The 2,214-nt window shown below is 63.6% G+C and carries 4 protein-coding genes and 1 pseudogene; all 5 read right to left on the bottom strand.

Features of this window, described 5'->3' with window-relative positions; all coding sequences use genetic code 11:
• Positions 1–36: 36 nt before the first annotated feature.
• Positions 37–438 carry a type II toxin-antitoxin system VapC family toxin gene (locus tag U9978_RS08345; RefSeq protein ID WP_322760489.1) on the bottom strand — a complete coding sequence of 134 codons (402 nt, stop codon included), beginning with the start codon at positions 436–438 and terminating at the stop codon, positions 37–39.
• Positions 435–680, bottom strand: coding sequence for a hypothetical protein (locus U9978_RS08350; protein WP_322760490.1), 246 nt, complete (start codon positions 678–680; stop codon positions 435–437). The genes U9978_RS08345 and U9978_RS08350 overlap by 4 nt, the downstream gene beginning before the upstream one ends.
• Positions 681–749: 69 nt before the next feature.
• Positions 750–923, bottom strand: coding sequence for a flavodoxin (locus U9978_RS08355; RefSeq protein WP_322760491.1), 174 nt, complete (start codon positions 921–923; stop codon positions 750–752).
• 122 nt (positions 924–1,045) lie between these two features.
• Complete coding sequence (locus tag U9978_RS08360; RefSeq protein ID WP_322760492.1) at positions 1,046–1,507, bottom strand: flavodoxin family protein; 462 nt, start codon at positions 1,505–1,507, stop codon at positions 1,046–1,048.
• Positions 1,508–1,868: 361 nt separating this feature from the next.
• Positions 1,869–2,214 (bottom strand): annotated as a pseudogene (locus U9978_RS08365) (transposase); the annotation flags it as partial.

The following is a 2,214-nucleotide window of genomic DNA, read 5'->3' on the forward strand; positions in this document are numbered from 1 at the left end:
ACTAAGTGTCGCATGAGGCCCACCTGCCCGCTTCTGCTACCGGGTGACGATGACCGTCGCGCGGTGTCCGGCAGCGTTCTTGAGCTTGGTGTCGCCTGTGAGCAGTGCGCAGCCGAGTGCTTCGGCGAGCGCGATGTAGGCGGCGTCGTAGGCGCCGAGGTTGTGCCGCAGTTCCCATATCCGGGGGTGGTAGGGCCAGACCGGATGACGGGTGATCCGCAGGCGCGCGTAGTCAGCCAGCATCTGCTCGCCGCGATGGTCAGTGATCTTCTTTCCGGCGGCAAGCCCGCGGACTGTTGACGCGACCTCGACGTCGAGATGGTGCGGGGCGTGCAGCGTGCGCGGGGCGGACAGGCGCTGCCGGAGCACCTCGTCGCCATTGCGGACGGACAGCACATCAATGACGAGCGAGCAGTCAACCACGTACGTGAGGGTCAACGCCATCCCTCGTCGCGCGCCGCGAGGATGTCGTCCATGGTGAGCTCCACCGGTTCCCTGTCGCGGGCGATGCGGGCGATGACCTCGGCGTTGGTCTCCGTGGCCGCGTCGGCATCCATCAGGTCCCGCAGGTACCCGGACAGTGACTGGCCGAGCGATCTAGCGCGCTCGCGGAGGACCGCGAGCGTCGTCGGGTCGACATCGCGCACCTGGATGATGCCCAGGTCGGCGGACTCGCTCATATGTCCACGCTACCATGCATTCATGCATGGCGCATGAATGCATCCTCGGTGCCCAACCAGACCCGAGCGTTACGGCATCAGGCTCGCCGCCGTGCTGGCGCCCAGCTCCCAGCAGGCATCCTGACCCTTGGCGTCCGGGGTACCGATCACTGTCACCGGCTCGCGCAACCGCCGCCAGCGCAGGCCGGTAGCGATCGACTCCACCGCCCGCACCGCACCGATCGTGTCGTTGTTGCCGTGCACGTATAGGGCGCATGGTCGCCCAACGGTAGAACCCAGACGCGGATAGTAAACGGCGTCGCAGCACCATCGCTAACGTAGGGGTGGGGGCGATCATGGAAAAGTGACCGTCTGTGCTGCTCCTCCTACTCCAGCAGGCTTGCCGCCACCATCGCGCCCAGTTCCCAACACGCCTCGCGCGCCGGAGGGTCCAGGGTGCCCGTCACGGTCACAGGCTCCCGGAGCTTGCGCCAGCGTAGGCCGGTCGCAATTATCTCCACCGCCCGGACTGCCCCGGTGGTGTCGCTCCCGCCGTGGACGTAGAGCGCATAAGGGCGGCCCACGGTCGCCTCCAAAACCGGATAAAATACTTGATCGAAAAAATGTTTAAGCGCGCCGGACATATACCCAATGTTGGCCGGCGTCCCCAGCAAATAGGCGTCGGCGGCCAACACATCAATCGCCGTGGCAGCCAGCGCAGGCCGGACTTCCACGGTCACACCCTCAATGGCGTCATCCCGCGCACCGGACAATACTGCTTCTAGCATCGCCTGCATTGTGGGCGACGGCGTATGGTGAACAATAAGTAGGGTGGACATCGCAAACATACTACACTGGCCCGATATTCTCGGTGTGAACGGTTTCTTACCGGCCCAAGCCACCTCTGCCGTACTGAACCCCATATAAAGCAAAGCACCCACCAGCAAGTAGCAGATGAGCGCTTTGCTAGTGGGCGGGTGTTCGGTCTATCTGTGCTTGTACCACTGCCCCTACGGAGTATGGCGACGCACGCGCGTCACGAGCTCTGTCCAGGCGCGATCCTTGCCCCCGGGCACGCCAAGGTAGGCATCCCCCTCCATTATCGCATTAGCAGTATCCACAACGATTAAGACGTCCGCAGTGGATTCCAACCCTTCCAACTCAACAGAGTCGGGCCAGATCAGGAGCTTGGCCGCCTCCACAGATCTCCGGCAGATACAGCTCGCGGTCGACATACGCCCGCCCCCGGCCGGACGCATAGACGGCGAAGACACCCACCTGACAATTCTCGATCCGCCCCGCGGTCCCGCTGTACTGACGTTGGACGCCCGCTGATGCATGTCCTTTCTTGATGAATCCCGTCTCGTCCAAGACAAGCACTCCGTCGGGCTCGAACAGGTGGTCGATGACATACGATCGGATGACGTTACGTACGCCGTCGGCGTCCCAGGCGTATTCGTTCAGCAGGCGCTGCATCTTCTGCGGCCCCCGGTCCTTGGCGTGCTCGGCGAGCGTCCACCCGTTCTTACGCTCGTTCTTCGACAACAGCCCGTTC

The sequence above is a fragment of the Protofrankia sp. Cr2 genome, from assembly GCF_963555885.1.
In the GTDB taxonomy this organism is placed as follows: domain Bacteria; phylum Actinomycetota; class Actinomycetes; order Frankiales; family Frankiaceae; genus Protofrankia.